The following is a 25,291-nucleotide window of genomic DNA, read 5'->3' as shown; positions in this document are numbered from 1 at the left end:
CTATTCATTGCCCTCGTTGTCTTTTTTGTCTTTCTTAGACGAAGTTTTGCGAATGGTCTCAGGTGTGAATACTGTGGTCACTCGACCCTCACCATCTTTACCTGCGCCCCCAGTCGCTAGCAATTGCTCGGTAATCATATCGAACGTGATGTTGTCACCCTGTACTTTACTGGTGTCTTGTTTCAACTCTGCGTTTCCGGCAAGAGAAATCGTTCGGTTCACCACTTCATAGCGTATTTCATTAGCTTTTGCTGAAACTGGCGTGCCGTCTTCCAATTGCTGGGAATAGCTTGCAGGCTTCCCTCTAGCAATAAATATTTCACGACCACCACCGTCAGTGGCAATTACTTCCACTTCGTCAGCTTCAATAACCAAAGAGCCTTGAGTTATGAGTACGTCGTCTTTGTACAACGCGGTTTTATTTTTACCGTCGATAAACTGGGTGTTCGAGCCTATTTTTATGGGCTGCGAAAAATCATCTTCACTGGCGTGTACCGCACCGCTAGCGATGGCAAGCAATAAACTAGTTGCTAGGGGAATAAGTGGTTTGTACATGATCTAAAAGCTCGTATTCTTGTGTGCGTAAATTCGCGTTAAACCCATTACTTAAAATGACATATTGGGTGCCCAGTATTTCAACGGGTTGGTCAGATGTCATTTGCTTGGTTTCTAAATTAATTTGAATGTACTCGGTCGATATACTTCTGACAAAGTCATCGCCAGTTTGGTTCTCAATATTAACTTGGTTTTCCAGCTGGATTAGCTCGTTATTGTATAGTGTACCTTCATCAGCGGTTACCACCCATGGTGATGACGCGTTTTCTGTATAAAGGGTGTATTTAGGTTGCTGAAACAATACAAAGCCAAGCTGGTCGTAATGCTCCATCGACTCTGCAAATACTTTGTGATTTAACTCACCGTCTTGATTGTACAGCGTAGTGGTTAGATTTTTTGCTTTGTAGGCGGGCTTTAGCGCATCGTTTTCACGATTCCCCTGCGTTTCAGGCTGCTCTTCCATCCACGTAGGGATGTACATCAGCATCGCCAGAATAAATAGCGCTGATATACTTAATCCTAAGCGATTAAAGCCAAACAGGCTCATACACTAGCTCCAAAAATCTCATTTGCTACCCCTTTGGCCTGCAAAATGGTATCCGATATTTCTCGGACCGCGCCAAACCCACCGGGAAGGGTCGTAATCCAGTTTGCTTGTTTTGCTACGTAAGGATGGGCATCGGCAACCGCAATTTTAACTGAAACGTGCTTGTACATACCCGTATCTGGCATGTCATCACCTACCGCAGCCACTTCGTCAGTGTTTAACTCAAGGCGTTTCATCAGGTCGCTAAGCGCGTCTGCTTTATTCTCTTCGCCTTGAATTATATGTGCAACATTCAGTGCCTTCATTCTATTTTCAACAATGGCAGAGCGACGTCCAGTAATTACCGCGACATTCACTCCATTGCTCACTAGCGCTTTTACACCATATCCATCACGGGTATGGAATGCTTTAAGTTCTTCACCGTCGTTACCTAAGTAAATTCGGCCATCTGAGAACACACCATCAACGTCGCATACCAGCAACTTTATCTTGGCTAGTTTTGCGAAAAGCGAGTCATTTATTTCCGTGTACAAGGTGGTTGTCATTTAAAGCACTCCTGCTTTTAGTAGCATATGCATGTTAAAAGCCCCAACAGGTTTGCGCATATCGTCAGTAACCATTAACGCACTAATTTTATGGGTTTCCATCAAATTCAGGGCTTCTACAGCCAGCTGACCTGCGGTGGTAGTCTTGCCGCCTTTAGTCATTACTTCTTCTACCGTGGCACTGTGTACGTCTACGCGGGCATCGAGAATTCGTCGTAGGTCGCCATCCGTAAAGACGCCTGTCAGCGTACCGTCTGCCGCTATCACGCCTGTCATACCCAACCCCTTTTTAGATATTTCCAGCAGTGCGTCAGCAACAGAAGCACTGGCATGGACAAGGGGGATATCACTGCCGCTTTGCATGATATCGCTAACTTTAAGCAGAAGTTTTCTGCCTAAACTGCCGCCTGGGTGCGAAAGCGCAAAGTCATCTGAGGTGAAACCTTTTTGGTCGAGCAGTGCTACCGCAAGCGCATCACCCATAACCAGTGTGGCGGTTGTGCTTGACGTAGGAGCAAGACCTAGCGAACACGCTTCTTTTTCAACGCTGATATCAAGTACGACATCTGCGTGTTGCCCTAATGAACTGGAAGCACTGTTGGTCATGGCGACCACCTGTATGCCTAAGCGCTTAACTACGGGCAATAAGTTAACTAGCTCGTTAGTCTCGCCAGAATTAGAGATGGCGAGTAAGACATCGCCTTTGCTTAGCATGCCCAAGTCGCCATGGTTGGCTTCACCAGGGTGCATGAAAAATGCAGGAGTACCTGTACTGGCAAGCGTAGCGGCAATTTTATTTCCGATATGCCCAGACTTTCCCATACCACTCACGACAACTTTACCCTTGCAGGCAAAGAGAATATTACAGGCAGCGATAAATTCATTGTTTAAGCGCTCTGCCAGATTAGCAATAGCCTGTGTTTCAATTTCAATAACGCGCTTCGCTGAGTCGATATAGTTCATCTGAGTTTGTGTATTCATGATTATCCGAATAGCCAGAATTGATAGCCGATAAAGCAAGCCAGAAGTATGAATCCATTTGTTCTTGATATTGTACGTTTACCGATTAAATCGAAGCTGAACAAGAACAATAATAATGTTAAACCAAGCATTACGTACATATCTCGGTTGTAAACGTCAGGGTCCAGGATACCAGGCGCGATTAACCCGGGCATGCCAAGTACGGCAAGCAGGTTGAAGATATTTGAGCCGATGATATTACCCAGTGCTAAATCGTCTTCACCTTTCAGTACACCCGCAACACTTGCTGCTAGTTCAGGTAGACTTGTACCAAACGCAATAATCGTTAGTCCGATAACCAAATCCGAAATGCCCATGTATCTGGCAATTTCTACTGCTGAGTTCACCAAAAAGTGAGCACTTAATGGCAGTATTACAAGGCCTACACCAATCCAAATGAGCGCTGACGTATTCGAAACGCCTTTGGGGATTTCATCTGCGGTTTCCGCAACCAGAGGGTCTTCTTTATCTACCTGTAGCGACAACCACGCCATCATTGCCAGTACGAAAATGAACAGGCCTAGTAGGATAATGCCTTCATAAGACTTAAGTTCACCGTCAAACATAAAGCCAATAGCAATCAATGAGATGATAAGGAGTGCTGGAAGCTCGCGCTTTAATGTTGTTGATGAAACAAGCAATGGTTTCACTAGCGCGGTTATACCTAAAACTAGCGCGATGTTCGTGATGTTAGAACCTAGCGCGTTACCCACGGCGGTGTTCATATTGCCATTTGCGGAGGCTATGGCGGAAACCACAATTTCAGGTGCCGAAGATCCCATAGCGACAATCGTTAGTCCGATCATCATTGGAGAAATGCCGATGTTTTTTGCTAATGCTGAGGCGCCATATACAAACCGGTCAGCGCTCCAACTCAGTACAATCAGCCCAACAAGAAAAATGACAATGTTTAAAAGCACAACAACCTGTAATAGAAAGTATTTCGCTAGATTGTCGCAAAAAGAGTGCCATTTGCCTATGCTCGCAGCGTTTTATTTTCGCCAAATACTGTCAATTGACGTAAATTTCCGCTGAATACGCAAATTAGGTCGCACTTACACACACAAGACTTCATATTCAGTTTCAGTTAAGAAACAACAAAATAGGATGGTATTAGGATTGATTTGGGAGGCTTGTAGGATACTAGATGGGCACTTGGGCGTGAGATACCGAATACCAGTCCGCATAGATAATTGCCCACTCAGAAGGCGCTGGCAAGTTTCCTAGCGAAGCGTGGGAATGCAGGAATGGCTGTTCCCTTTCAAATTCCCAGAATGAAGCTAGGAAGCTTGCCAGACCTTCCCGAAGGGCGAGTTTAAAATGTCCGTACTCTTTGTTGTGTCACCTTGATGTAGAACCACTATACCTGCGGTAACACGCCGCGATTACGAACATTTTAACTCTCGCTGCGTGGGTAATAATCTATACGGACTGGTATATATTCGTCTTAATCGAACATAACTTGTAACTTTTTGACTTTGGCGAGGGGCTTGAAAAAGCGTACAATGCCCTTAAATTACACCGCCCAGACAAGGTGTTCTATACCGTGTCTGGCGATAGAAATTCAAAAAAGTACACTGGAGAGTAAACTTTTTTGATTTTATGCGCTCATAAAGTAAACTGTGCAGTAAACCTTAAGAGTGGATCAAGTGAAGGCACAGAAATTGAATACTCACTTACTCTTATAATTTTAAAATTTTCTAAGTGGATTGAACGCGTTATTTTATAAGCTCTCAATCCAACGTCAGGGGTCGACATTTAAGTAACTATGGATCATTTAGTTGAAGTAGATAACCTTACCTTTAAGCGCGCTGATCGCATCATTTATGATGGGATATCGCTAAAGGTACCCAAAGGCAAAATTACTGCGGTAATGGGGCCAAGTGGTATAGGTAAAACCACGCTGCTGCGCCTTATTGGCGGGCAGTTAACGCCAGATGAAGGTGACGTTAGATTCGACGGCGATTCGATTGTTTCTATGTCGAGAAAAACGCTATATGAGACACGTCGTAGAATGAGCATGCTTTTTCAAAGTGGTGCGCTTTTTACCGATATGAGTGTGTTCGATAACGTGGCGTTTCCACTTCGCGAACATACAAAACTTTCTGAAGACGTTATTGCGACAATCGTCGCTTTAAAGCTACAGGCAGTAGGATTGCGCGGTGCAGCTCAATTAATGCCTAGTGAATTGTCTGGTGGTATGGCGCGCAGGGCTGCTTTGGCAAGGGCAATTGCACTAGATCCAGATTTAATCATGTACGACGAACCCTTTGCCGGACAAGATCCTATATCAATGGGTGTGCTGGTTAAGCTTATTCGTGAATTAAACGACGCACTTAATCTAACCAGTATTGTGGTGACTCACGATGTCACTGAAGTACTGACCATTGCCGATTATATTTATATCTTAGCTGACAAGCGGGTTATCGGGGAAGGAACGGCGCAGCAAATCAAAGAAAGTGACTCTGAATTAGTCCAACAGTTCTTGAAAGGAAAAGCAGATGGTCCGGTACCATTTCATTATCCTGCACCTGATTTGAAAGCAAGCTTCTTGGGGGCAGATAAATGAAGTTCTTCCAATCAATAGGCGCTAAAACGATAGGGAAAGTTACCGCAATTGGTAGAGCCGCGCTGATGTTGTTTGGTGCACTTGTCGCTGTCCCTCGAGTAAAAAATATTCCACTGATTATCAAACAACTTTATGTGGTTGGTGTTCAGTCGCTGCTCATCATCATGGTGTCGGGGCTGTTTATTGGCATGGTGATGGCACTTCAAGGCTACACTATTTTAGTGGATTATGGTGCAGAGGGGAGCTTAGGTCCCATGGTTGCACTGTCTCTTTTACGAGAACTCGGGCCGGTGGTTACGGCTCTATTGTTTGCTGGACGTGCTGGGTCTGCGTTGACTGCTGAGATTGGCCTTATGAAAGCCACTGAGCAGTTAAGTAGCTTGGAAATGATGGCGGTAGATCCTTTAAGGCGCATAGTAGCTCCGCGTTTTTGGGCGGGAATGTTAGCGATGCCTATGCTTGCCATTATTTTCAGTGCCATTGGTATTTTAGGCGGCCACTTAGTGGGTGTTGATTGGTTAGGCGTTGATGCAGGCAGCTACTGGTCAATTATGCAATCGACAGTAGATTGGAACCAGGATGTCATAAACGGCGTAATAAAAAGCCTCGTGTTTGCCTTGGTTGTGACGTGGATTGCCATATTTAAAGGTTACGATTCTATTCCAACATCGGAAGGGATCAGCAAAGCGACTACCGAAACGGTGGTCTATTCATCATTAGCAGTATTAGGGCTGGACTTCGTGCTAACCGCCCTTATGTTTGGTATCGAGTAGGGGATCGGAATGAGTAAGTATAAAACGGAAGTAATGGTTGGTGTGTTTGTCATGCTTACAATCGGTGCGTTGTTGTTATTGGCACTGAAAGTAGCAAACCAAACGGTAGCCACCGAAGGCGATACCTACACGTTATACGCAAAATTCGACAATATTGGCGGCTTAAAGCCGAGATCGGCAGTAAAGGTTGGTGGGGTAACGGTTGGCCGTGTGTCATCGATTACGCTAGACCAAGAAGATTTTACGCCAGTGGTTGAGCTGTCAATTTTAAATGAATACAACGGCTTTCCAGAAACCAGCTCTGTGTCTATTTTGACCTCGGGTTTGCTAGGCGAACAGTATGTTGGTTTCCAACCTGGCTTCTCTTTCGACGGTGTCGCTAATTTACAGAATGGCGATTACCTTCAGGATACTAAGTCAGCTTTGGTTCTTGAAGATCTCATTGGTCAGTTCTTATTTAATCGCGGAAGCGACGAAGACTAATCGCAGTATTACGGCCAGACGTATATTACCAGGTCGTTAAATTATTCCAGCGGCGTGATGAAACTTATTAGATTGCCATCAGGTCTGCTAAATAGAGTTTTAAGTTAGGAGAGTAATTTTGAAAAAGTTTATGGTAGCACTTGGCATCTTCATGATGTCTGTAGCGGGCATAGCGAATGCACAAGAAGTTAATGAACAAAACCCGTACGAATTGGTTCAAGACGTAGCAAACCGCACGTTTGAGCGCATCAAAGCGAACCAAGCAGCGATCAAAGCTGATCCTGAAATGCTACGCACTATTATGGAAGAAGAATTAGTACCTCATATCGACTACAAATTCGCTGCTTTTATGGTACTAGGTAAACACTTTAAGTCAGTACCTCAAGAGAAGATGGGCGAGTACATCAGCGTATTTCGTCAATATTTGGTAACAACCTACGCTGTGGCAATGGGCTACTACGACAACCAAGAAGTCATCTTTGAGCCTGAATCATCTTTTGATGATAAAAAATCAGTAACAGTGCGTGCAGTGGTTCAAGATCCAAACCGCCCTGAAATCAAAATTGCTTTTAAAGTTCGTAAAGATAGTAAAACGAACGAGTGGAAAGCCTACGATATGGTTGCTGAAGGCATCAGCATGCTAAACAGCAAGCGTAGCGAATTTGAATCAATCCTTCGTCAAGACGGTATCGATGCAGTTATCGCACTAATGCGCGACAAAATTGGTAAGCCAGTTGAGCTTAAGCAAGGCGAGCCAATCGAAATCGAAGGAGAGGCTGAGTGAGCCTATTTGAGGTAAACGACAAAGGCAATGTAGTGGTTCACGGTCATCTTGACCGTGAAACGCTGTCGAAGAATTTCTGGGATAGTTTGAACGGAAATGAGCGTAGTATCTTGATTAACAATAAAAGATGTCTTGTTGATTTAAGTGATGTTGAGCGCGCAGACAGTGCAGGTTTGGCTTGGCTTATTAATGCCGTTAGGGATGCAAAGCAAAATGGTGTTAGCATGAGCCTATATAAAATGCCCGAGAAGCTACGTAAGCTTGCTAAAATAAGCGACGCAGATAGCTTTTTACCCGTAGAATAAACACCCGTTAGCGAATTAAGAAGTAAGTTATGGAATTGTCTGAAATTGAAAAAATCTTGAAAGATGCGTTAGACCTTCACGAAGTCCATGTAAAGGGCGAAGGTTCGCATTTTAATATTATTGCGGTAAGCGATGCTTTTAATGAAATGAGCCGTGTGAAGCGCCAGCAAGCGGTATATGCGCCTTTGGCTGATAAAATTGCAGACGGCAGCATGCATGCAATTACCATCAAGACGTTTTCAGTAAAAGACTGGGAGCGTGAGCGCCAGTTTAATATTCCTCAATAATAGGCGTAGCACGTGGATAAACTCGTAATTAAAAAGGGCCCTGCGCTCAACGGTACCGTGCGCATCTCTGGCGCTAAAAACGCGGCCTTACCATTGTTGATGACAAGCTTGCTGACCGACTCTCCTTGTCGTTACACCAACGTCCCTCGTCTTCGTGACATCAATACAACGACGGCACTTTTGCGTGAATTAGGGGTTGAAGTCGCACTACCCGCACCTAACGATATCGTTATCGATGCGAGTACGCTACAAAGCGTTACAGCGTCCTATGAGTTAGTACGTACTATGCGTGCGTCTATCTTGGTACTTGGCCCACTGTTAGCTAAGCAAGGTAAAGCGAATGTCTCTTTGCCCGGGGGCTGTGCTATAGGTGCGCGCCCGGTAAATCTTCATTTAACTGGCCTTGAAAAGATGGGCGCGAAGATTGAAGTAGACGAAGGCTACATTCGAGCCGAAGTCGATGGTCGTCTGAAAGGTGCGCGTATTTTCATGGATATGGTAAGCGTGGGTGCCACTGAAAACCTACTGATGGCAGCGGCGCTGGCTGACGGAACAACCATTCTTGAAAACGCGGCACGCGAGCCCGAAATCGTTGATCTAGCAAACTGTCTTATTCAGATGGGCGCGAAAATTAGCGGTGCAGGAAGCGATAAAATAACCATTGAGGGCGTGGAAACCTTAAACGGTTGTGATTATGCAGTGCTGCCTGACCGTATAGAAACCGGTACTTTCTTGGTAGCGGCTGCTGTGACAGGTGGGAAAATACGCTGTACTCATGCGGCGCCAGATACATTAGATGCAGTGCTAGATAAGCTAGAGCAAGCCGGAGCTAAAATCACCACTGGTGATGACTGGATAGAGCTAGACATGGAAGGGCGCAAACCACAGGCTGTGCGAGTTAAAACCGCACCACACCCAGCATTCCCTACGGATATGCAGGCGCAGTTTGTTACCTTAAACTGTGTTGCCGAAGGCACGGGCGTAATTACAGAAACCATTTTTGAAAACCGCTTCATGCACGTGCCAGAGTTACAACGTATGGGCGCAGAAATCGCGTTAGAAGCGAACTCAGCAGTGTCTAAAGGCAGCTCAAGCCTTAAAGGAGCTCCGGTAATGGCTACTGACCTGCGCGCGTCGGCAAGCTTGGTGATAGCTGGGCTCATCGCAGAAGGTGAGACTCACGTGAATCGCATTTATCACTTAGACCGTGGTTATGAAGCCATTGAAGAGAAGCTGGGTGGCTTGGGTGCCATCATTGAAAGAGTGAAAGAATAACTCAAGGTTTCGCACTTCTACGAAAAAGCGCCAGATAGCATATCTATCTGGCGCTTTTTTGTGTCTATTATCTATGCGGGCTGGTATTAAATCTTCACGTTCTAAACTTGGGAAGCCAAACTAATCTGCCAGCTCCAACAATACTTATTGACCAGCGCGAAGCTCTGCAACCGTTGCCGTAAGAGTAATTGAACGCCCGTCGCGGCTGAGCTCAATTTCAAGTTCTGTACCGGGCTCGGTTTCGGCAATCATATCCAACGTTTTTGATGCGCTTTCTAAACGTACGCCGTCTATGGCTACTATGATGTCGCCAGGGCGGATACCCGCGATGTCGGCAGGGCTGCCTTTAGCTACTGCTGAAACGTCTATGCCTGGTCGGTTGCGGTTTTCACCGCCAACAAAACCAAGCTGCCCGCGAACAACACGTCCATTGCTGATAATTTCATCCATGACTCGCTTAGCTAATTCGTAAGGCACGGCAAAGTTAATGCCGTCTACATTGCGAGCGCGATTATTTGAATCTAGCACCTGGAAGTTGGCGTTAGTGATACCCAGCAAAATACCATTGCTATCTACCAGCGCACCACCAGAATTACCTTGGTTCAAAACTGCGTCGGTTTGAATGAAATCAACATAATTAGATAGACCATTTCGTCCGGCTCTGCTTACTATGCCTTGAGTAATGGTTTGTCCCAAATCGAAAGGATTACCAATCGCCATCACCACATCACCCACATGGGTGTCAGGTTCTGACACCTGAGGAATAATGTGCAGGTTATCAGCGGTGACTTTTAACACGGCAAGGTCGGTCAGTGGGTCGGTGCCCACAATTTGCGCTTCCAAAATACGTCCATCTTGAACCGCTACGTAAATGCTATCTGCATCTGCAACTACGTGGTGACAGGTAAGCAAATAGCCATTTTCTGTCATGATAACGCCAGAACCCAAATTGGTGCGCCCACGAGATTGATTTCTGAATAGGCCTGAACCGTTCTCAATACTGACGCTGTAGATATTGACTACTGCAGGCGCAGAGCGACTTAGAGCAGTAAAATAGCTTTCGCGACTAGCGCTTACTGAGGGGGAATTAAAGAACCCTTGAGCAAGGCCTTTGCCTTGACGTAGATCGGGTAGGAAAACTAACAGTAGTGCAGCAACAGCTACGCCAAGAAATACAGATTTTAGTAAGAAGTTAAAAATTGAGCGGCCAGTCACAAATCACACTTTTTGTTATCTGTCGCACTTAATTAATACGTGCCGTTAACTCAGCACTACTTCACAATCTTAAAGCGCAACATTCTTAAATTATCATCTTACGGCAAAGGATATCACTTTATTTAATAAACTACCGTAATGAAACGCAAATTTTGTGCAACTCAATTTGCACTAGCATGTACTTCAAAACCTTTCATGCTGTTCATACAGCCTTATTTACGTGGACATAGGTGTAGCTCGAGAATGCGGCTTATCAGAGGAGCCCGTAAAGAAGCCCCTTTAGGAAGCTAGGAGCACATTGTTTTCAACGGTTATCATTTGAAAACAAAAACGGCGCTTATAAAGCGCCGTTTTTATGCTAACCCTCAGCTTGGACACCAACGCGTCTGAGCTGAGGATGTAATTGAAGTGCTAAATTGCTACTGTCTGATTACCAAATAAAGCGTAGAGTTTCCACGTTTTACATTGAGTGCGATAACGCCTTTGGCTTCGTCTAGTGCATTTCTGAACTCTGCAACCGTAGACGTACGTACGCGGTTAACGCCAATTATCACATCATCAGATTGAAGGCCAATTCGCGCCGCAGGCGCACCACGCTCAATATCAGAAACCACTACACCAGCATTACCAGCATCGTCAGTGCCGTTAGACAGGGTTGCACCTTCTAGGGCTGGGTGAATTTGAGCAGCCGTCACTGTCGTGTCTGTAGCGTCATCTAATACAACGTCTACATTCATTTTCTTACCTTTGCGCATAACGGTGAGCTCAACTTCAGCGCCCGCGCCCATACTCGCAATTTTTGCGCGCAGTTCTTGGAAGCTATGAAGTTTACGACCATTAATGGCAGTAATAATATCACCGGCTTGCAGACCACCTTTTTCAGCGGCAGAGTCTGGCTGCACTTCGCTCACGAACGCACCAATGTTCACTTCCGCATTCATGGCTTCGGCAAGGCCCGCGTCAATATCGCTACCTAAAATGCCTAGAAGGCCACGGCGAACTTCACCAAATTCTGCAATTTGATCAATTAGGCTTTTCATCATATTGGCAGGAATAGCAAAACCAATACCGACGTTGCCGCCGTTAGGACCAAAAATAGCGGTGTTGATACCAACCAGTTCACCGTGAAGGTTAACTAACGCACCGCCTGAGTTACCGCGGTTAATTGCTGCGTCGGTCTGAATAAAGTCTTCATAACCGCCAATGTTCAGGCCAGAGCGACCCAGAGCGCTTACAATACCAGAGGTAACCGTTTGAGAAAGACCAAACGGATTACCAATAGCTACTACAAAGTCGCCTACGCGCAGCGCGTCAGAATCGGCAAGCGGTAACGCTTTTAAATCATCAGGTTCTATTTTAAGTAGCGCGATATCGCTTTGCTCGTCAGAGCCTAGCTTTTTCGCCTTAAACTCGCGACCGTCAGTTAACTTAACAGTGATTTCATCTGCATTATCAACAACGTGGTTGTTGGTAACGACATAACCTTTATCGGCATCAATGATGACACCAGAACCAAGACCTCGGAAAGGGCGTTCTTGAACCTGCTCTTGCGGGGCGCCGAAGAAGTAGCGAAACATCTCGGGTACACGCTGCGTAGAGGTTTGTGTTCCTTCTACCGCAATGCTCACTACCGCTGGGGTAGCTTCTTCTAGCATAGGGGCTAAAGAGGGAACTTCATCTTTCTTATCAGAAAAGAACGGTAACGCCGCCTGTGTGCTAGCAGTAAAGCCCAATGAACTTACAACAACGGCAGACGCCAATAGACAATGGCGGAAAGACATTTTCATGTTCGCTTACACTCCTTCATGTTATATGCGACATAGCATGGTTTCACTAAAAGAGTCCGAGGTCGTGATAAAGTTCCCGATGTTACTGTTTTTCTGCGGTATTCTTATCAGATCCGCCGACGAACAGCCCAGAACCCGAGTTAGCGAAGTCTCTTGGCTGTGTGTCAGATACACGCTGAACTCTCGATTTGTCAGACCCTTTTAGGTTGTTACGTAAATACGTAGTTGCTTGTTCCCCATAAAAAGGAACTTTGCTGTCATCATCGCTGCCTTGCTCAAGCAGCAATTCATACTCTTCAATTTGTTGCTTTAAGGTTTCGCACTGGCTTTCAATGCTCTCTAAGCTTTGACGAGTTTGATGAATGTGGTGTTGCGCCTGCTGTGCGAGGATCTCTTTAACTTGCTTCTCAGTCTGTGCAGTATTGCCTGCGCCCTGCTTTTGTTGAAAAAAGCGACCTGCGAAAAAGCCAATAATTAACCCAACTACTAACAAAGCAAGAGATACTAACAATTCCATTATATTCTCCGAATCAATCTACATCTTGCAGCCGACCTTTACTTCTACGATCTAAAAGCTGCTTTCGACCATACGCTGAATATAGCAAGGTCGAACCCGAAAAGCGCATACATCGTGACATTTATTCGGTGTATGTCGAATTTCAATGTGAGATTCTACCGTGATTTCCATTAAAATTAAGGTCATAATTGAGAAATTCAAGCAGGTCGGTGCAGCAAGCGCCGCTATTGACTTTTGTACGGAGTGGTTTCGGCGATGACGCCATGGGAAAAATATCAGCTAGATCTTCAGTCGTCTGACTTTCATTACGACGCGGCGCAAGAAAATGCAGTAAAAGAACTTCAACGTTTGTTTGATGAACTTACCCAACCTGAAAAGAAAACGACGTGGCGGGTAAAGTTAAAAGCAGCGTTTGGGAAAGGCCATGCGAAGCCTGGTATCCAGGGCATTTACTTTTACGGTGGTGTAGGGCGAGGCAAAACCTATTTAGTAGATACATTCTACGACTGTTTGCCTTTCGAAAAGAAAATGCGCGTGCATTTTCACCGCTTTATGTACCGTGTACACGATGAACTAAAGCAGCTTAAAAACGCACAAGACCCGCTAAAGCTGGTAGCGGCTAAGTTAGCAAAAGAAGCGCGGGTAATATGCTTTGACGAGTTTTTCGTGTCTGATATAACCGATGCCATGATCTTAGGCACGTTAATGGAAGAGCTGTTTGGTCACGGTATTGTGCTGGTGGCGACGTCGAACATAGTCCCTGACGATTTGTATAAAAACGGATTGCAGCGTGCGCGGTTCTTACCTGCTATCGATCTACTCAATCAGAATACCCGCGTGGTAAACGTTGATAGCGGTATTGATTATCGTCTTAGAACGTTAGAGCAAGCCGAAATTTATCACTACCCACTTGATGGCGAAGCCACCGAAAACTTGCATAGCTACTTTTCTCAATTAGCTCCGGAAGAAGGCTCTAAAGGCGAAGATATTGAGGTGAACAACCGAAAAATACCGACGCTTAGAAACGCTGACGGGGTATTGATGATTGATTTTAAAGCCTTGTGTGGCGGGCCCAGAAGCCAGAGCGACTACATTGAGTTAAGCCGTTGTTATCACTCAGTGCTTTTAGCCAATGTTAGGGAAATGGGCCAGCATAATGACGATGTGGCGCGTCGTTTTATTGCGATGGTGGACGAATTTTACGAGCGAAATGTAAAGCTGATCATATCTGCAGAAGTCGCGCTGGAAAGCTTGTATAGCGAAGGCCTACTAAACTTTGAGTTCAGGCGTTGCCTTAGCCGCTTAAAGGAAATGCAGTCCCACGATTATCTGGCAACCGAACACTTGCCGTAAGCATAAATCTATGGGGTCAGAGTACATTTTGAACTCAATGAAAATGTGAAAGCTACCAACCTGTCGCCTTTCTAGGGGCGTTCACATTGGTATTACATGAAAATTAAGGTAGAATTTCGCCCAAATTTTTTGTGTCGCTTAGCCAGCCGTTATTTTGGGCAATGTTTCGCTTGGCAATTTTTAGCACTGTCGCGTTCGGCCATTTATAGAAACGTCGAGTTCGGCAATGCTTCCAAGTAAGGCAGAGCGATGCGCCTGATGAACCGTCAGGCAACAGGTAGCCCGATAAAACCCAACGCAGCATTTCAAATTGCGAGAAAGAGAATTTTAAGATGGGAAGAGCATTCGAAGTTCGTAAAAACGCCATGGCAAAAACTGCCGGCCAAAAAACTAAAGTTTATTCTAAATACGGTAAAGAAATTTACGTATGTGCGAAAAATGGTGGTGCCGATCCAGACACTAACCTTTCGCTTCGCCGCCTAATGGAAAAAGCGAAGAAAGATCAAGTACCAAGCCACGTTATAGAAAAAGCGATTGATAAAGCCGCTGGTGGCGCTGGTGAAGACTTCCAGCCTATGCGCTACGAAGGTTTTGGCCCAGGTAACTGCATGGTAATTGTTGACTGCTTATCTGACAATGCAAACCGTACCATTACCGAAGTACGTAACTGCTTTACTAAAACTAACGCGAAACTTGGTGCACAAGGTGCGGTATCGCATATGTTCGATCACCAAGCGGTATTCCAGTTTGAAGGTGACGACGAAGACGCTATCCTAGAAGTGCTGATGGAAGCTGACGTAGACGTAACTGACGTTGAAGTAGAAGACAATAAAGTGACCGTTTACGCGCCGCACACTGAATTCTATCAAGTAAAGACAGCGCTAACTGAAGCCTACCCAGACATTAGCTTTATTGCCGAAGAAATGAGCTGGATGCCTCAGACTGAAACTGAGATTAGCGAAGAAGACATGCCTATGTTTGAAAAATTCATGGACATGCTTAACGACTGTGATGACGTGCAAGACGTTTATCACAACGCGATTACGCCTAACTAAGTGTTCACAGTAATTAAGTTGTTTAAAATATAATAGAAGCCCGAAATTTTGGGCTTCTAAAAAACTTTGGAAATAAATAAGCTTTTTAGCTGACGTTAGTTTCATAACAACTAATTGCTCCTTGTTCATCAAGCAACAATAAAATCTCTTCTGCAAACCTTTCTAAAATGACATTCATTGTCCATTTCTTTCTACCAAATTCAGTTCCTTTGAACTGGATTGCGATTTTTAAAGTTTTATTCCTAAATGAGTTGGGCACGATAGGCTTTAATACTTCGTCAGCGTGTATAATTTTGTCAATTACTTGTTTTAACGTCACTGGTCTTTCTACAAGCTCGTTGTCATAGTATAGACTTTATGACTTACCAAGCTCGTAGATTGGAAATTTGATGACCTTTTGATATATGTTTACGCTCAATGCAATCGCAAGGTTAAGAAGGTTACTCTATGTAAGGCTTTCGACAGCACCAGAACAACTATTAGAAAAACGTAACCCTTTCCCATCTTCAGAACAGTTACTAGTCGTATAAACTAACCCATGACAGATTAGGCATAGCCTCCTTATTTCGTCAAAGTCTTGCCTATGTTTACCTAGTACAAGTTGCATACGTATCTACGTTTGAAGTTGTTAAGGAGAAAGGTCAGTGTTAATAATTAGCCGACAGTTTTTAATAGAGAGAAATTATGAATTTTTTAGCCATTAGAGTTGGTTGGATGAAAGAGTATAAGGGAATTACGCAAAGTGACTATATTATTGGCGGTGGTAAAAACCCAGAAGAGACTGGCCGCGGTGTGGAGGTGTGTAACTTTCTGACTCATACTGACGGATACGTTTACGGTAATGTTGGAGTTAAGAGAGATAATTTACCCGGTCACAAAGTTGAATTGTCCATAAATAGGTTAGGTGCTAATGATGAGGATGATTTTATTACTGATATTCCAATATTCTTTTTTGGCGGTAAACAATTTAAAGGAATAAATGAAAACCGTTTAATTGGATACTACAAAAAAGCAATAGTGTATCGAAAATCGCAGCGACTACCAGTAGATATGGTAACGCACGAAAAAAATCAACTAAAGTACTATCGATTTAAAGCGAAAGCTGAAGATGTCGTATTATTAAAACAAGTTGATCGGACTACTAAGTTTTCGCCCACGACCCAATCGCAATGGTGTTTTACTCCAAAGAAATATATTAACGTCGTTAAAAATTTCTCTTTTTCAAAAGGTTCCATAGAAAAAAACTCTCCCAGAAAGTCTGGTAGAAAAAATACACCTTATTTACAGCGTATTGAAGTTGAGCGGAAAGCTGTAGCATTAACGATAACGCATTATGAGGAGTTCGGTTATGAGTATATCAAATCCGTAGAAAGCGAAAACTGCGGTTATGATCTAGAGATAGGTAAGGGTAAAGGTAAACTATGTGTAGAAGTAAAAGGTAGAGGCCAACAATCTCCAGACATAACATTGACTCCGAACGAATATAAGTATTTTAAGGAAAGAAAGAAAAACTATCGACTCGTAATTGTTACAGGATGTATGACCGATGAACCAAAAATTTTTATTTGTAAATTTAAGGATAAGAAGTTAATTGTCATAAACAATCAAGAAATGTCAGTAGTTGGAAAGACTGTGGAATCTTTCAGGTTACAAATTAATTAATCATGGGGTGAGACTTTTCTAGATACTTTCAATAATTACAAGCTTAGTTTTTATATAATACAATATTTATAGAAAAACTCAGTAAAGTGATAGTCATGGCAACTTTTTTACTTAGTACTACATAATTATAAAGTAGTTAAGTGTCTAGAGAGTTCTAGTCGATTCACTGGGCTAATAAATACACGCTTCATTACAGGTATACCGTTTCGTACTTGATTGGCGCTAGCAGCTTGAGAATACGATTTTCTTGTTGATAGGTTAGCCCCACATCGCGCATCGCGCCTTGGACATACTCCACCAATATGTAAAATTCACGCTCCTTAATATTGAGACCCGTGTGAGACTCCAACATTGTTTTTCCATCATATTCGCAAGGCCCGCCAATAAGCTCGCATGTTTGCAATACAAGTTGATCTCTTAAATGTTTTTTGGGAACACCTTTGAAGTAATGACCAATTACGGGGTCAGTGTAAATTCGTGTAATCGCTACGCCGTATATGGTATTGAGCGTTTTATGGCCTCCAATTTCTTCATAAAGGCTTTGTTCAGGAGCGCTGGCGCATGCGGTTATCAATACGCTTAACGCAGCAATTACCATTAACCGGAAGCAGTGTCTGATCATTTCGTTCCCCTATCAAAAAGTGCTGTTTACCGTTAGATAAAATCCTGAAGAACTTTCTTGCAAAGGTAAATTGCCCAAATCCACATAGGCAGCGGTAATCGAAATAGATTTATTTGGGAAGTAGGCAATAAAGGCATCAACAACGGTGTCTTCTTCAGCTAAGCCTCCTAATCGATTGGTTTGCGTTCTAAACTCTGTGCCAATTGCTGTGGTAGGGCTAATTAATACCGCTAAAGAGCCCTCCCATTCGAGCTTAGCGCTATCGTTGTTTTCAGAACCAAATCCAAGTAAGCCAAACACATTCGCCTTTGTATATCGCGCGGTAAGATTGGTGAGTAAATTATAACCTGATGGAGTGCCTAACCACAGTTTCGTGGCTGAAAGGTAAACGTCGGTACCACTGTCGTCTTTCGCACCTAGCAGCATTGGTACGCCTACGCCGGGCAAGGGGGTCGTACCGTCGGGTAGCGAAAGAGAGCTGTCGTAGTCTCTGTTTTTCTTGTATTGTGCGCCGATGGATACTTGGGGTATCCATGAGTTTTGAGTAAAGACGCCATCGCCAAGAACCTTAACTTTTGCACCGATTATATCTTGCTCAATGGTGGTGCTGTTGGCGTTTGTAATAGCCCCTTCTGTGAGTAAGGCGAAAACGTTGCTTGTTAACCCTGAAGCAATATCGAGGCGCTGTCGCTGCACGCTAAGCTCTATACGGTCAAACAAACTAACACTTGCCCCTGCTGTTGTAAGGGAATAATCGCTTAGGCTTAAGTACTGAATATTTGCCGAATAACTGACCTCTTCTTTACTCGCGTATCCGCCAATAAATGCCCAAGGTGTAATGCCGCCACCCGCAGTGCCCTCGAAACCTGTAATACCACCAGATGCAATTAAGCGAGATCCACTGTCTGCGAGTACGGGAGACGATGCGAGAAAAAGAGGGAGGAGCAACTGCTTAATCATAAGGTAAACCTAATGTTTTTAAATGGTTTTTTGTAATTCTATTAATCAGCATAGCGCCTATCCCATGAATTGTGAAATGCACGCTGCTGGCGATACTCGCTATTATCGAATTTTTATTATCAAAAAATATTTGAAACTGATTCGTTTTTTATAGGGCTTATCATTGAAAAGCCGAATCTATACCATACACGCCATATTCATTGAGTACTTTAATTTTCTGTTCGCAGCATTCATGCGTGAACAACAAATAGCAGACGTATTGAGGAGTTAGTTGTGTCTCATCCAATTATTGAAGATTTAAATAAGCGTTACACGGTTAAACAGTACGATGCGAGTAAACGCATTTCAGCTGATGATCTGGCGACAATTCTTGAGGCGTTGAGACTATCAGCGTCTTCAATCAACTCTCAGCCATGGAAATTTGTGGTTGTTGAAAGTGATGAAGCCAAGCAGCGTTTACACGATAGCTTTGCCAACAAGCATCAGTTCAATCAGCATCACGCTAAAGAAGCATCGCATACTATTCTGTTTGCTTATGATCCTAAATTTACCAAAGAGAAATTTGTAAAGCGTGTCGATGCAGAAGTATCGTCTGGTCATTTACCCGAAGATATGCGTGAAAACTTCATGGGCGCTTACGCATTTGCTGAAGCGAACACCGATGAGAACGGTAACAACGCGGCTTGGACCAAAGCGCAAGTTTATCTAGCGCTAGGCAATGTTCTTCACACGCTGGCGCGTTTAGGCATAGCGTCTACGCCGATGGAAGGTGTTGACGCCGAATTGCTTGGCGAACAGTTTAAAGATGAGCTAGACGGCCACGTTTGCGAAGTGGCACTTGCCATGGGTTACCCAGATACAGAGCAAGATTGGAACCATGGTTTACCGAAAGCACGCCTAGCAAAAGAAGATGTGATCGCGGTTGTGTAATACCTGACAACACAAGCTTGCAATGAATATAACAAAGCCCGCTTAGTGCGGGCTTTGTTTTGCTTTCTTACTTTTGTGTTCTGGCTTCCATTTCCTGTGTTCACTTATAACTCCTTTTACTTTGCGCACCGACAGACGCGAAAAAACGCGCACTAATGTAAGAAGTATTGCTCTGCGAGTTGTTGATGAATGTCGGCAAAATCAATTTGAAGCTCGTCGATATAGTTGTGCAGCGCTCGTCCTCGAAGTGTCGCAACAGGCTGCTTTTCTAAATCACTAATACTGTGGTCAATTCGCTCTATCATTGCCTCGTTGTCGGGTAAGTTGAGGAACAAGCTCTTTAATTTGTTCAAGCAGAACAACACACTTCGCGGAAACTCTTTACTGTGTAGCATAAACAACAACACATCGCCCGGACGTATGCGAACGCCCATTTTCTGGCGATACATTTGGTAGCCGCTCAGGCTTCTAAGTACGCTCATCCATAAGATGTTTTCGAATGGCAGGTCACTCATGTCTTCGGTAAGGGTCGATGAGCGAACGTCAATTATCCTTGATGTCATATCAGCCCGTTCCAATGCCGCCCCAAAGCGCCAGAAGAAATAGCCTTCGTCGTGGCTCATGCTGGCATCCATGGTTCCAAACATCAGTAAACACTGATTGATTACCTGTTTTAAACTTGCAAAGCGCCCGCGTTTACTTAGAAAGCTTGTACTGTTCTCTTTTACCGATAAGTGAAGTGCGTTCAGCGTTTCCCACACTTCTCTTGGAATAACGTCTCTGATTGTGCGCGCATTATCTCTTGCGTATTGAAGGGAATTTAATATGGAAGACGGATTGCGTGTGTCTACCGTAAGAAACTTAACGACATTCTTCTCGCTGTATTCATTATAAATGGCCTCAAATGGCTCGCGATTTCCCGTTATGTCTAGCAATGGCTCCCAGCCTGGCGAAAACCCTTTGGGTAAGTCCATCAGCAGGAGGTTGTTAACATTAATCAGGCGGGCGAGATTTTCAGCCCTTTCAACGTAGCGCGCCGTCCAATAAAGCGTTTCAGCAACTCGTGATAACATGTCAGTCCCTCCTAATCCACAATCCAAGTATCTTTACTACCACCGCCTTGTGATGAATTGACCACGAGGGAACCTTTAACAAGGGCAACCCTAGTGAGGCCTCCCGTTGTAACATAGGTGTGAGTACCTGATGAAAGGATGAAAGGGCGAAGATCCACATGTCGCCCTTCAATTGTAGAACCGTCAATAGTTGGGACGGTAGACAAATTCAAGGTAGGCTGTGCTATCCAGTTTCTGGGGTCAGCCTTTATTTGAGCAAGGGTTTCTTGCTGCTGCTTTTTGGTTGATTTCGGACCAATTAGCAAGCCATAGCCTCCCGACTCATTGGCAGGTTTGATCACAAGCTTGTCGATGTTGGCTTCCACATATTTGAAGTCTTCGGGCTCGTAACACCGGTAGGTTTCGACGTTAGGAAGCTTAATTTCTTCATCTAAATAATAGCGAATCATGTCGGGTACATAGGTGTACACCACTTTATCGTCTGCCACGCCAGCCCCCGGCGCGTTGACCAGCGTTACCTTGCCTTTACTCCAGGCTCGCATTAGCCCAGGCACGCCCAGCATTGAATCTGGGTTAAATGCTTCTGGGTCTAAAAACATATCGTCAATACGGCGGTAGATAACATCGACCCTGCGTAGGCCTTTAATAGTCTTCATGTAGACGCAGTCGTCTTTTTCTACGGTTAGGTCTCGGCCTTCTACTAGCTCACAACCCATTTCCTGAGCAAGATAGCAGTGTTCAAAGTAGGCAGAGTTGTAGATACCGGGTGTAAGTACCACAACTTCAGGCTTATCCTGAGGACGCGGTGATAGACTCGACAACATGTCGAACAGCTGTGAGGGATAGTCGTTTACGGGAAGAATATCCATTTTCTCGAACATGTCTGGAAAGACACGCTTCAGCACCGAGCGGTTTTCTAACATGTAAGACACGCCAGAAGGTACGCGCAGGTTGTCTTCCAGTACGTAAATCGTGCCGTCGCTATCTCGCACTAAATCAGAGCCGCAGATATGTGCCCAGATACCGTTTGGGGGAGAAACACCTACGCACTGCTTTCTAAAGTTCACGGACTTATCGAGAAGCGCTTTAGGAAAAACGCCATCTTTAATAATCTTCTGATCGTGATACAGATCGTCGATGAACATATTAAGGGCTTTTACGCGCTGTTTAAGTCCTTCTTCTACGCGTTGCCATTCTTTATTTGGGATAATACGAGGAATGATATCGATGGGCCACGCTCGGTCAATTGAACTTCCTTCACCATAAACCGTGAAGGTAATACCCATTTCTTTCACCACCAACTCGGCGGCGTCTTGCGCGTTTTTGAGTTCTTCTTCACTTAATTGCGACAAATAATCCATTAACGGCGCACCGTGAGGGCGGGGTTTTCCATTTTTATCTATCAGTTCATCGTAAAACTCGGAAAAATTGCAGTGTTCTAGACTCACAGCTTTCGACAACGTCTGACTTTGTTTTTGGCTACTCAAACTACGCTCCTTATTGTCCGCGATTCATATCCACTGAAACGTCTAAAACCTGATTTCCACCACCAAACATAATGCCTTTAAGCGGTGTGATATCTGCAAAATCTCGTCCGACAGCTAACGTAACGTGCTGGTCGTAGGGTTTCAAATTGTTGGTCGGGTCGTAATCAATCCAACCAGAGCCCGGTACAAAAAGCGCAACCCAAGCGTGGGTGGCGTCTGCACCAGTAAGCTTTTCCTGACCCGGTGGTGGAATCGTTTCGATATATCCACTTACATAGCGCGCCGCCAAACCAATACTGCGTAAGCAAGTAAGCGTTAGGTGGGCATAGTCCTGACATACGCCCCGCTTGTGCTCAAACACGTGGCTTACTGGGGTGTTAATCGTCGAAAAGGATGGGTCAAAGGTAAAATCGTTAAAAATGCGGTTCATTAAGTCGTCGCACGACTCCACGATAGAGCGGCCAGGCGTAAACGACATCAAGGTATAGTCTAAAATCGCTTTATTGGCCTGCGTTAAGCGAGTAGGAATACTGAAAAACTGCGCTGCCAACATGCTCTGATCTACTGGGTAGCGGATTTGATCTCTCACGCTTTCCCATTGCGTATTGTGCGCAAACAGACCTTGTAATGGTGCTCCTTGAATTTCAACTTCACTGGTTGCGATGACCTGCATTTCTTCATGCAAAGTGGGTATTTCAAACACCGTTACCGTGTTGTCGAAGTAGTCTTTAAACTCTGTCTGATAGTCAGGTTCAGGCACAATGGTGACACTGGCGCTAATTCTCTTTTGATTAAAGGTGTTTAGCGGTATTAGGCGGGCATGGTTTTGTGTCAGGCTCACCTTGTCGGAATACTTGTAGGTAGTGACGTGACGAATGGTGTACTTCATTTTTTCACCTCACTTTCATTTGGATTACTGGCATCAGGTGCACTGACTAATGGAACTGTCGCTTCCTCATCTATTGGTTTTTCGACGATCTGTACAGACGCGGTGCCAATGCCAGACCAGTGCAGTTGTGACGCAGGCTTAGTGTGGCTGAAATATTGAGTCTGCATCATTTCGCTAAATTTCTGCAGTTGTGATGTCACGCTTTTTAGTAAAGACACCAAGCCCGAAGGTGCTTGATTAGTGTTGATATTTAAGGTCTGTCTGTCAGCCAGCGCGAAGCTTGCTTTTAACTGCAACAGAATTTTCTCAGTGGTACTTAAAAAGCCGGGCTTGGCGCTTACCGGCAAGCTTTCGCAAAGCTCGGTAATTTTTTGGATTTGATGGGCTAATGAGCGTGGGTACTCGGCATCTAAAAGCAATAGCTCTAATCCCGTTTCAATACTTTGAAACGCACGATATCGACGCCTGTGGGTAATAGCGCTCACTTGCGCCACCAACACGATTTCCAGCACGTTTTGTTGCTCAGCCTCGGGCAGGGGGAATTGCAGCAGATTTTGCACCATAGACACAAGCTGTTTACTGCGCTCTAACCGTCGTCCAATTTCTATCATAAACGCGCCGTTACTTTTAGACAGGCTGTCTTGAATAGAGCCGTTAAACGCCATGGTAAGCCCAATTAATTTATCCAGCGTACTTTGTAATCTGTGCGTCGGCGTCTGCTCGGTAATGGTACTAAATTCGTGATGTTCCTCTTCTAGGCTTTCGATAATGCGCAAGCTGTCATAAGAAAGTAGCTCTCTCACTTGCAGCGCGCTTTGCACCACCATATTAATGCTACTGTAAAGGCCGCCAGCGAAGGAATTATCGTTAATTAGCGATATCACTAATTCTTTGAATCCTCCTTCGTTCACGGTTATTTTCGCTGTGTCTGGCGTAAGGTAAGGGTAAATTAATGCCTGCTGTTCTAACCCAGATTTAAATCGTAGCAGGGCATTTCTGTGCGCCTCATCGGGGTAAATGGCAAGCTCAGTGAATTTGTCTATAAATACCCTGACCAACCGAATCACGTTTTCACTTCGCTCTACCGCACAGCCCAACCAAAATAGGTTTTCCGCCGTTCTGCTAGGCAGTAGCCCCTCGACTAGCGCTAAGTCTGCATCTGATTGCAGTGATTTGGGAATAGAAGGCGCACGCTCTTGTGGGGGACCTATGGTTTCAACCCACGTGTCCTTTATTTCTGTTTTGCCATCGGTGCGCGCTGCCTTGGGCGTAAAACACATGGCTGAGGGGAGAATAAAAACTTGCCCTTGTGAGTACAACGCATAGCAACGCATAATGACTGGCTTACTTACCAGCCCTTTATCGTGCCAAAATGGCGTATGCGAAAGATTCACTTTCTTGCGCCAGAATAGGTCGGTTAACGCTACCGTTTGTAGTGTATTTGCGATGGTGTCAGCGTCTTTATCACCGTCTAGTTTGAGTTCGGGGTTGACATAGCTCATCAATTCAAACCCAGGCCAATCGCTTTGCATAATGCTGTCTGCAGGAAAGGTTTCTTGCTGGCGAAGCAGTAAAGGTTCACCATTAAAAAACTCAGCGGCCCTATGCAAATTGTTTTTGATCGCAGGAATTTGAATAGCCCCATTGCCCAACGGGTTGAGCAAAACCACGTTTTGAGTACGGACTGCGTGAATAAGCCCGGGAATCCCGAACGCTGAGTAGTCAACTTGTTCCAGTGAATCTAAGAATCTGTCCTCAATCCAGCGCAAAATGACATCAACTTTTCGTAATCCGTCTAAAGCTTTAAGCCAGACTTGTCCTTTCCTCACCGTTAAATCAGCGCTTCTTACCAGGGTGTACCCCATGTAAGTGGCAAGATACGCTTGCTCAGAATAATACTGATCGTCTGGACCTCTGCACAAAATAACAATGCGCGGGTCATTAATCGCAGCGGTTTCCTGGTCAATAGCATGTTGAAGTTGCTCAAAAAAGCCTGCTATTCGCTGCACACCACATTCAGCAAACTCCTCACTCATTACCCTTCTTGCCACAATCCTGTTTTCCAGCAGCAGTCCAAGACCGCGAGGGAACTGGCAGTGATCGTTCAGCATGAAATACTCGCCGTTTACATCTTGGGCTATGTCAAACGCGCTTAGAAATACACCGTTGTTTAACGAGGAAAGCGTGTGGCTCTCGGCAAGATAGTAAGGATGACGCATCAAGTGGTCTGTAGAGAAAACGCCGTTGGTTAGCGTTTGCCTGTCTGTGTTAAGGTCTAATAACACTTTATTGAGCAGTAAGACTCGCTGTTCAATACCGCGGCTGAGCATTTCCCAGTCTTGGCTTGAAATGAGCATCGGCAAGGGATCTAGCTGCCAATTCTGGCGTTCATCGATATCCGCAAAACCACTGTTTCGCATTAGTCGGCGAATTTCATTTGCTCTAAAGGATAGCTCGTCACTGTTAAGGCCTGACAAACGAGAAAATAACGTATTGAGCAGACGTTTGCTCTCATCTGCAGCAGTGCTCGAATTGATATAGCTGCTAAGCCATTCTGGCATGGTGAAATCTTCACTCATAAAATCGATTGTCACTTAA

General features: G+C 44.7%; 27 protein-coding genes. 11 read left to right on the top strand and 16 right to left on the bottom strand.

Annotated elements, in window-relative coordinates:
• Genes lptA through MHN00_RS02175 form a run of 5 tightly spaced genes read right to left on the bottom strand, consistent with a single transcriptional unit; the run spans position 1 to position 3,587 of the window.
• Positions 1-555 (bottom strand): lipopolysaccharide transport periplasmic protein LptA, encoded by a 555-nt coding sequence (lptA, locus tag MHN00_RS02195; RefSeq protein WP_014948344.1) that lies wholly within the window; start codon positions 553-555, stop codon positions 1-3.
• Entirely contained in the window at positions 524-1,102 is a 579-nt protein-coding gene (gene lptC / locus MHN00_RS02190; protein WP_014948345.1) for an LPS export ABC transporter periplasmic protein LptC, read from the bottom strand. Before lptC ends, lptA begins: the two co-directional genes overlap by 32 nt.
• On the bottom strand, positions 1,099-1,647 hold the full coding sequence (kdsC, locus tag MHN00_RS02185) for a 3-deoxy-manno-octulosonate-8-phosphatase KdsC (RefSeq protein ID WP_014978397.1): 549 nt from the start codon (positions 1,645-1,647) through the stop codon (positions 1,099-1,101). Before kdsC ends, lptC begins: the two co-directional genes overlap by 4 nt.
• On the bottom strand, positions 1,648-2,628 hold the full coding sequence (locus MHN00_RS02180; RefSeq protein WP_239300117.1) for a KpsF/GutQ family sugar-phosphate isomerase: 981 nt from the start codon (positions 2,626-2,628) through the stop codon (positions 1,648-1,650).
• A gap of 2 nt (positions 2,629-2,630) precedes the next feature.
• On the bottom strand, positions 2,631-3,587 hold the full coding sequence (locus MHN00_RS02175; RefSeq protein ID WP_014948348.1) for a calcium/sodium antiporter: 957 nt from the start codon (positions 3,585-3,587) through the stop codon (positions 2,631-2,633).
• Between the two features lie 848 nt (positions 3,588-4,435).
• Between MHN00_RS02175 and mlaF the strand changes: the two genes are divergently transcribed.
• The 7 genes from mlaF (at position 4,436) to murA (ending at position 9,143) form a co-directional block, all read left to right on the top strand.
• Positions 4,436-5,236, top strand: coding sequence for a phospholipid ABC transporter ATP-binding protein MlaF (gene mlaF / locus MHN00_RS02170; protein ID WP_014948349.1), 801 nt, complete (start codon positions 4,436-4,438; stop codon positions 5,234-5,236).
• Positions 5,233-6,009: a lipid asymmetry maintenance ABC transporter permease subunit MlaE gene (mlaE, locus tag MHN00_RS02165; protein ID WP_039219616.1), complete on the top strand. Its 777-nt coding sequence runs from the start codon at positions 5,233-5,235 to the stop codon at positions 6,007-6,009. The genes mlaF and mlaE overlap by 4 nt, the downstream gene beginning before the upstream one ends.
• Positions 6,010-6,018: 9 nt before the next feature.
• Complete coding sequence (gene mlaD / locus MHN00_RS02160) at positions 6,019-6,492, top strand: outer membrane lipid asymmetry maintenance protein MlaD (RefSeq protein WP_014948351.1); 474 nt, start codon at positions 6,019-6,021, stop codon at positions 6,490-6,492.
• Positions 6,493-6,610: 118 nt separating this feature from the next.
• Positions 6,611-7,276 carry an ABC transporter substrate-binding protein gene (locus MHN00_RS02155; RefSeq protein WP_014948352.1) on the top strand — a complete coding sequence of 222 codons (666 nt, stop codon included), beginning with the start codon at positions 6,611-6,613 and terminating at the stop codon, positions 7,274-7,276.
• Complete coding sequence (locus MHN00_RS02150) at positions 7,273-7,581, top strand: STAS domain-containing protein (RefSeq protein WP_061094266.1); 309 nt, start codon at positions 7,273-7,275, stop codon at positions 7,579-7,581. The genes MHN00_RS02155 and MHN00_RS02150 overlap by 4 nt, the downstream gene beginning before the upstream one ends.
• A gap of 29 nt (positions 7,582-7,610) precedes the next feature.
• Positions 7,611-7,868, top strand: coding sequence for a BolA family protein (locus MHN00_RS02145; protein ID WP_012517351.1), 258 nt, complete (start codon positions 7,611-7,613; stop codon positions 7,866-7,868).
• A 12-nt stretch (positions 7,869-7,880) separates the two neighbouring features.
• Positions 7,881-9,143 (top strand): UDP-N-acetylglucosamine 1-carboxyvinyltransferase, encoded by a 1,263-nt coding sequence (gene murA, locus MHN00_RS02140; RefSeq protein ID WP_014948355.1) that lies wholly within the window; start codon positions 7,881-7,883, stop codon positions 9,141-9,143.
• Positions 9,144-9,287: 144 nt separating this feature from the next.
• Here murA and MHN00_RS02135 read toward each other — a convergent pair whose 3' ends face one another.
• The 3 genes from MHN00_RS02135 to MHN00_RS02125 all read right to left on the bottom strand — a co-directional run bounded on the left by MHN00_RS02135 (position 9,288) and on the right by MHN00_RS02125 (position 12,662).
• Positions 9,288-10,358: a trypsin-like peptidase domain-containing protein gene (locus tag MHN00_RS02135; protein WP_014948356.1), complete on the bottom strand. Its 1,071-nt coding sequence runs from the start codon at positions 10,356-10,358 to the stop codon at positions 9,288-9,290.
• Between the two features lie 419 nt (positions 10,359-10,777).
• Complete coding sequence (locus MHN00_RS02130; RefSeq protein ID WP_014948357.1) at positions 10,778-12,139, bottom strand: DegQ family serine endoprotease; 1,362 nt, start codon at positions 12,137-12,139, stop codon at positions 10,778-10,780.
• 88 nt (positions 12,140-12,227) lie between these two features.
• Positions 12,228-12,662 carry a DUF1043 family protein gene (locus MHN00_RS02125; RefSeq protein WP_014948358.1) on the bottom strand — a complete coding sequence of 145 codons (435 nt, stop codon included), beginning with the start codon at positions 12,660-12,662 and terminating at the stop codon, positions 12,228-12,230.
• A gap of 255 nt (positions 12,663-12,917) precedes the next feature.
• On the opposite strand from MHN00_RS02125, the gene zapE reads away from it, so the two are divergent.
• Positions 12,918-14,015, top strand: coding sequence for a cell division protein ZapE (zapE, locus tag MHN00_RS02120; RefSeq protein WP_239300115.1), 1,098 nt, complete (start codon positions 12,918-12,920; stop codon positions 14,013-14,015).
• 103 nt (positions 14,016-14,118) lie between these two features.
• On the opposite strand, the gene MHN00_RS02115 is transcribed toward zapE, so the two are convergent.
• Complete coding sequence (locus MHN00_RS02115; RefSeq protein ID WP_239300113.1) at positions 14,119-14,319, bottom strand: hypothetical protein; 201 nt, start codon at positions 14,317-14,319, stop codon at positions 14,119-14,121.
• 28 nt (positions 14,320-14,347) lie between these two features.
• On the opposite strand from MHN00_RS02115, the gene MHN00_RS02110 reads away from it, so the two are divergent.
• On the top strand, positions 14,348-15,070 hold the full coding sequence (locus MHN00_RS02110) for a YebC/PmpR family DNA-binding transcriptional regulator (protein ID WP_069943781.1): 723 nt from the start codon (positions 14,348-14,350) through the stop codon (positions 15,068-15,070).
• 85 nt (positions 15,071-15,155) lie between these two features.
• Here the strand turns inward: MHN00_RS02110 and MHN00_RS02105 are convergent, their stop codons facing one another.
• Positions 15,156-15,389, bottom strand: a complete 234-nt coding sequence (locus MHN00_RS02105; RefSeq protein WP_187448021.1) for a hypothetical protein — start codon at positions 15,387-15,389, stop codon at positions 15,156-15,158.
• Positions 15,390-15,754: 365 nt separating this feature from the next.
• Here MHN00_RS02105 and MHN00_RS02100 point away from each other — a divergent pair, with 365 nt between their 5' ends.
• Entirely contained in the window at positions 15,755-16,732 is a 978-nt protein-coding gene (locus MHN00_RS02100; RefSeq protein WP_239300111.1) for a DUF3883 domain-containing protein, read from the top strand.
• 190 nt (positions 16,733-16,922) lie between these two features.
• Here MHN00_RS02100 and MHN00_RS02095 read toward each other — a convergent pair whose 3' ends face one another.
• Together MHN00_RS02095 and MHN00_RS02090 are read right to left on the bottom strand one after the other, a co-directional pair.
• Positions 16,923-17,354, bottom strand: a complete 432-nt coding sequence (locus MHN00_RS02095; RefSeq protein ID WP_014948363.1) for a group 1 truncated hemoglobin — start codon at positions 17,352-17,354, stop codon at positions 16,923-16,925.
• A 12-nt stretch (positions 17,355-17,366) separates the two neighbouring features.
• Positions 17,367-18,314 carry a DUF3034 family protein gene (locus tag MHN00_RS02090; RefSeq protein ID WP_239300109.1) on the bottom strand — a complete coding sequence of 316 codons (948 nt, stop codon included), beginning with the start codon at positions 18,312-18,314 and terminating at the stop codon, positions 17,367-17,369.
• Positions 18,315-18,587: 273 nt separating this feature from the next.
• On the opposite strand from MHN00_RS02090, the gene MHN00_RS02085 reads away from it, so the two are divergent.
• Positions 18,588-19,244, top strand: coding sequence for an NAD(P)H-dependent oxidoreductase (locus tag MHN00_RS02085; protein ID WP_069943783.1), 657 nt, complete (start codon positions 18,588-18,590; stop codon positions 19,242-19,244).
• A 152-nt stretch (positions 19,245-19,396) separates the two neighbouring features.
• Here MHN00_RS02085 and MHN00_RS02080 read toward each other — a convergent pair whose 3' ends face one another.
• The 4 genes from MHN00_RS02080 to MHN00_RS02065 are packed head-to-tail and all read right to left on the bottom strand — an operon-like array spanning position 19,397 to position 25,272.
• Positions 19,397-20,317 (bottom strand): alpha-E domain-containing protein, encoded by a 921-nt coding sequence (locus tag MHN00_RS02080; RefSeq protein ID WP_014948366.1) that lies wholly within the window; start codon positions 20,315-20,317, stop codon positions 19,397-19,399.
• 11 nt (positions 20,318-20,328) lie between these two features.
• On the bottom strand, positions 20,329-21,804 hold the full coding sequence (locus tag MHN00_RS02075) for a circularly permuted type 2 ATP-grasp protein (protein ID WP_239300107.1): 1,476 nt from the start codon (positions 21,802-21,804) through the stop codon (positions 20,329-20,331).
• Between the two features lie 10 nt (positions 21,805-21,814).
• Positions 21,815-22,693 carry a transglutaminase family protein gene (locus MHN00_RS02070; protein ID WP_239300105.1) on the bottom strand — a complete coding sequence of 293 codons (879 nt, stop codon included), beginning with the start codon at positions 22,691-22,693 and terminating at the stop codon, positions 21,815-21,817.
• Positions 22,690-25,272, bottom strand: a complete 2,583-nt coding sequence (locus MHN00_RS02065) for a circularly permuted type 2 ATP-grasp protein (protein WP_239300103.1) — start codon at positions 25,270-25,272, stop codon at positions 22,690-22,692. The genes MHN00_RS02070 and MHN00_RS02065 overlap by 4 nt, the downstream gene beginning before the upstream one ends.
• Between the last annotated feature and the right edge of the window lie 19 nt (positions 25,273-25,291).

The sequence above is a fragment of the Alteromonas sp. Cnat2-8 genome, from assembly GCF_022348355.1.
GTDB classification, from domain to species: Bacteria; Pseudomonadota; Gammaproteobacteria; order Enterobacterales; family Alteromonadaceae; genus Alteromonas; species Alteromonas macleodii.
This window is presented reverse-complemented; position numbering and strand designations above follow the sequence as displayed.